Genomic DNA, 4,189 nt, shown 5'->3' on the forward strand with positions numbered 1-4,189 from the left:
ATGACTGGAATCTCGTTCAGTTTTTAGCGAATTCATACCGCTATTCAGCAACGCCAAACTTTAAAGGGTTGCATCGGGGGTGGATGCCGCTGCCATCAGCGATTTCGCCCAATGATAGGATTGATGGATCGTTCGCCAATAGTCTGGCAATGAATAATTTCCGGTGCGAAATGTGGAACGATGATCGAACCACACGATCACTACGGTTAGGGTAAACAGAAGTTTGAAGGCAAGGGAAATGATCAGCCTCATCCACGGTGCATAGGCTGCCCGCAACTGCCCCAGTGTTTGGCCCTGAAACCGGACGTGTTGATGTTCATCATGGAGAATCTGGGTGCAGAGGGTGGCGAGGAGGGGCGATCGCGTCGCCTGTTTCAGGGCATCGTAGTAAATGGTGGCAATGAGTTCGGCCACGAGGAGAACGGACAGAGCGACCTCTAAATTGGCGCATTTCCGCAAGCGCCGAAACCAGCTATCCATCCAGTCTTTGCGGGTGAGGGGAATCGCTTCTTGTTCCATAAATCGCTTCAGTTCTTTGGCGTGACGCTGTTCCTCCCCGATAAAGAGTTTGACCGCATCCACGTAAACGGGATCTAGAATACGCTCGGCATGGACACGGGCAACCGCCATCAGGTGACTTCCTTCGGAGCTTTCACCCAGTTGAAACTTCTGGATAGAGTGGGCGATCGCCCGTTTTTCGGGAGCCGATAACCGATAGTCAGTAGTCCACGGCAGGGAGAGGCGGTGGGCTTGATTGGCAAAAAAATACCCCTGCCAGTCGGCAGAGGTTGGGAAGACATCATCCGGTAAGCAGGGTAAGGGATGGAGAGTGGCAGAAGTCATCGATTCGAGCATGGGATCGCCTCCGAAAGTTGAAACATCCGTTGCCGCAACTACACCAGTTTTTCGCTCCATTCCTGATGGATGGTGGTTTATAACTGTTGTCAGCTAGCTTAGGACATGGACATTTTGGTGGGGCGGCGAAGACGCCCCACCAAAATGTCCTAACCGATATGGCTAGCGCTATAGTGACGAGAACAGCGATCGCACGTTCCGCATCGAAACCCCTGGGCATCTTGGGTGAAACCAAAGGCGTTTAACAGAAATTGCCAACGACAGGAACGGGTTTGTACATAGTCTTGGAAGGCTGTATCCGCGTTTGATGCTATCTGCAACGGTTTTCCAGGATCAATGAGTTCGTAGCGAAACGGATCGATCCATCGCAATCTGCCTGCCTGATGGATGAGCGCTAAGGCTAAATCGCTGTCGGGAAACCTTTGATGCAGGGTATGGAGGTCGCTCCTCGGCGGAAGCTGCTTGAATAATTGGATGGCCTTTTGCTGGTGCGATCGCCCGTGTTGCATAAAAAATTGATGACGCTGTTTGTCGTCTGGATCCAGCCATCCGGTCGGCTCACTGACCAGCATCAAGGCATAAGCTGACTTCCCATCGCGTCCGGCTCGTCCCACTTCCTGCACATATTCCGATAACAGCGTTGGCGGGTGGAAGTGGCAAATCCACCGCACATCTGGTTTGTTGATCCCCATGCCAAAGGCACAGGTACACACCACAAACTGGAGTCTGTCATTTAGCCAATCGGCTTCAATCTGACGGCGATCGCTCGCGCATAGTCCCGCATGGTAGGCCATCGTCCGATAGCCCTGTTTCTGGAGTTCCTGCGCCAACGTCTCACTGTCGCGGCGAGTGCGGACATAGACTAACCCCGCCTGATTGGGATAGCGGTTAATCCACTGACGCAGTTGACGCCGCCGACCGCTTGGTGTCCAGGCAATTTTGACCGAAAGGCGGAGATTCTCGCGATAGGGATTGAGTAAAAACTGTTGGGGTTGGCGCAGTCCTAAAACGGTCTTGATCGTCTGTTGAGCCGTTGGATTCGCAGTCGCAGTAAAGGCAGCGATCGCCATTCGAGTACCGGGAGGCTTGTGGCGGAGCAAGGCGGGACGCACCGCTCCTAACCGACGATAGGCAGGTCGGAAGGTATCGCCCCACTGCACGAGACAATGGGCTTCATCTAAAATGAGCCCGTTAATTTGCACATTGGGTAAGCAAAGACATTCCCAAACGCTTGGGCTGAGTAGGGTTTCGGGCGATAAATAGAGGAGGCGAAGCTGATGATTTCGAATGGCGTTGAGCGTTTGCTGTCGTTGTCGTTTCGATACTTCGTTATGAAGCAAGGCCGCAGGCAATTTTCGTCGCTGTAAGTCTTGTACTTGGTCTTCCATCAAGGCGACAAGGGGAGAAATCACAAGCGTCAATCCCTGATTGAGCAAGGCCGGAAGCTGAAAGCAAATGGATTTCCCTCCCCCCGTAGGCATGACGACCAGCGTATCTTGGCCGTTCAGCAAACTACGGACAATTCCATCTTGGGGAGGCCGAAAGGTGGAGTAGCCCCAAACCTGTTGAAATTTTTCGAGAATGGGCTGCCAATCCGCAGTTGAAGCACTCCTTGTTTGACCAAGGGAGGGTACAGGAGGATGGAGGTTCATGAATGTAATTGGATTTGACGGTAGATTCTGCTTAGCCTAAAGAGTTGAAACAGAGAAGGGAACCGTCAAAACACGGATTACGGAATCGATGGGTCGGTCGAAGACGCAGACGAAGGGCGATCGCACCGCCAGGTTTCAAGTTTGACAATATTGTTTTGTGGAACGAGCGTCCATCCGGCTTGTACGAGTTGGTCTTGACTGCCGCACACCACTAAATCATGCAAGGTGCAGTGAATCATCACCATATCGGCACTATTGAGAGCCACTCGGCACTCTCCCCAATCTAAGCCGCGACAGGTGACCCTTGCATCAATAGGCCAGTTCATGGTGGTCTCCTTACCTTTGACTGATATAACGATAGGAGAAAAGCACAGGGCGTTGCTTCATACACCCTGATGAACCATAGGGAGGATGCTGGCGGATGAGGCAGAGATGGCGGTGGGCGATCGCGCTTTTGGCGTTTGGTTTGGGGGTACTGGTGGCCTACCTGAGTGCGGGCGATCGCGGTCTGTCCCTAGCTGGAATGGAAGAGACACAGCCAACTGTTTCCAGTGTCGCAGAAACGATCGCGCCATCTCCTACGTTAGAAGCACCGATGTATGAACAGCGTGTCCTCGAATTCAGTACAGTCCATATCTTGAAGATCCCCGGCAATTCTTCCTGGGAAGTTCGTCCGCTTGTCGCTGATAGTCTGAAAATCCTCAACGAGTTTGCCACAGATTCCGGCGCGATCGCGGTGATCAACGGTGGTTACTTCGACCCTGTAAACCAGCAAACCACGTCGTTTATTAGTCAAAATGGCGCAATCATTGCCGATCCCCAGGATAACGACCGCCTGATGGACAATCCCGATCTCACGCCCTATTTGCCGAAAATTTTGAACCGCAGCGAGTTTCGTCGCTATCAATGTGGAGGAGAGATAACGTATGCGATCGCCCGTCACAATGACTCAATTCCAGAGGACTGTCAGTTAGCAGATGCGTTAGGTGCAGGGCCTCGTTTGCTACCTCATCTAACTGCTGAAGACGAAGGATTTGTAGAGGTTGTGGATGGGGTTGTTGTGAGGGATGCGATCGGTACCACCACGCCGAATGCTCGCAGTGCGATCGGTATTACTGAACATGGAGATTTAGTTTGGTTGATAGTAGCTCAACGCCCCGACCTCGACTCACCCACGGGCATGACGTTAGCTGAGGTTTCAGATATGTTGCGATCGCTTAATGTAACTGATGCATTAAATCTTGATGGCGGCAGTTCATCGAGTTTGTGGCATAACGGGACGCGGTATTACGGCAAACTGAACGACGCTCAAGAATGGATTGATCGTTCAGTGAAATCAGCTTTAATTCTGGACGTTAGCACACCTTAAAATTCAAACCTTGGCGATGCTGACGGCACTGAGAGAATTTCCTATAAAAACGATAGGGGGGATGCTCTCTATAACTTTATGTGGCTTTGTTGCATGATTAGAAAAACGGTCAGGTTCGCCTTGAGAGTGTCCTGGTATTAACCTTCAACCTTGTAGCTATCGGGTTTAGCGATCTGAATCATGCGGTTGAGCGCAACACATTTGATGAACAATTCCACGGCTTGATTGTCAAATTGACGTGCACTGAGATTGCCCCCAAAAATAGTCTTAAAGCGGAACATGGTAGTTTCAGCAATCGAACGACGATGATAGC

General features: G+C 51.4%; 5 protein-coding genes. 1 reads left to right on the forward strand and 4 read right to left on the reverse strand.

The genetic code is table 11. The annotated features are described in order from the left end of the window. Positions 1-60 precede the first annotated feature (60 nt). The 3 genes from IGR76_08635 to IGR76_08645 all read right to left on the reverse strand — a co-directional run bounded on the left by IGR76_08635 (position 61) and on the right by IGR76_08645 (position 2,833). On the reverse strand, positions 61-915 hold the full coding sequence (locus IGR76_08635) for a ferritin-like domain-containing protein (protein MBF2078572.1): 855 nt from the start codon (positions 913-915) through the stop codon (positions 61-63). An 89-nt stretch (positions 916-1,004) separates the two neighbouring features. Beyond that, on the reverse strand, positions 1,005-2,507 hold the full coding sequence (locus IGR76_08640; protein MBF2078573.1) for an ATP-dependent DNA helicase RecQ: 1,503 nt from the start codon (positions 2,505-2,507) through the stop codon (positions 1,005-1,007). Between the two features lie 77 nt (positions 2,508-2,584). After that, positions 2,585-2,833 carry a hypothetical protein gene (locus IGR76_08645; GenBank protein ID MBF2078574.1) on the reverse strand — a complete coding sequence of 83 codons (249 nt, stop codon included), beginning with the start codon at positions 2,831-2,833 and terminating at the stop codon, positions 2,585-2,587. Positions 2,834-2,928: 95 nt separating this feature from the next. On the opposite strand from IGR76_08645, the gene IGR76_08650 reads away from it, so the two are divergent. Then, a complete protein-coding gene (locus IGR76_08650) occupies positions 2,929-3,876 on the forward strand; it encodes a phosphodiester glycosidase family protein (GenBank protein MBF2078575.1) in 948 nt (315 codons plus the stop codon). Between the two features lie 137 nt (positions 3,877-4,013). Here the strand turns inward: IGR76_08650 and IGR76_08655 are convergent. Beyond that, positions 4,014-4,189, reverse strand: a 176-nt coding sequence (locus IGR76_08655) for an IS5/IS1182 family transposase (protein ID MBF2078576.1), incomplete at its 5' end; no start/stop codon positions are given.

It is taken from the genome of Synechococcales cyanobacterium T60_A2020_003 (assembly GCA_015272205.1).
In the GTDB taxonomy this organism is placed as follows: domain Bacteria; phylum Cyanobacteriota; class Cyanobacteriia; order RECH01; family RECH01; genus JACYMB01.

Excerpts from the sequence above, each read along its gene's own strand:
- IGR76_08640 (MBF2078573.1), bottom strand. The coding sequence starts at position 2,507 with ATGAACCTCCATCCTCCTGTACCCTCCCTTGGTCAAACAAGGAGTGCT.
- IGR76_08650 (MBF2078575.1), top strand. The coding sequence starts at position 2,929 with ATGAGGCAGAGATGGCGGTGGGCGATCGCGCTTTTGGCGTTTGGTTTG.
- IGR76_08645 (MBF2078574.1), bottom strand. The coding sequence starts at position 2,833 with ATGAACTGGCCTATTGATGCAAGGGTCACCTGTCGCGGCTTAGATTGG.
- IGR76_08635 (MBF2078572.1), bottom strand. The coding sequence starts at position 915 with ATGGAGCGAAAAACTGGTGTAGTTGCGGCAACGGATGTTTCAACTTTC.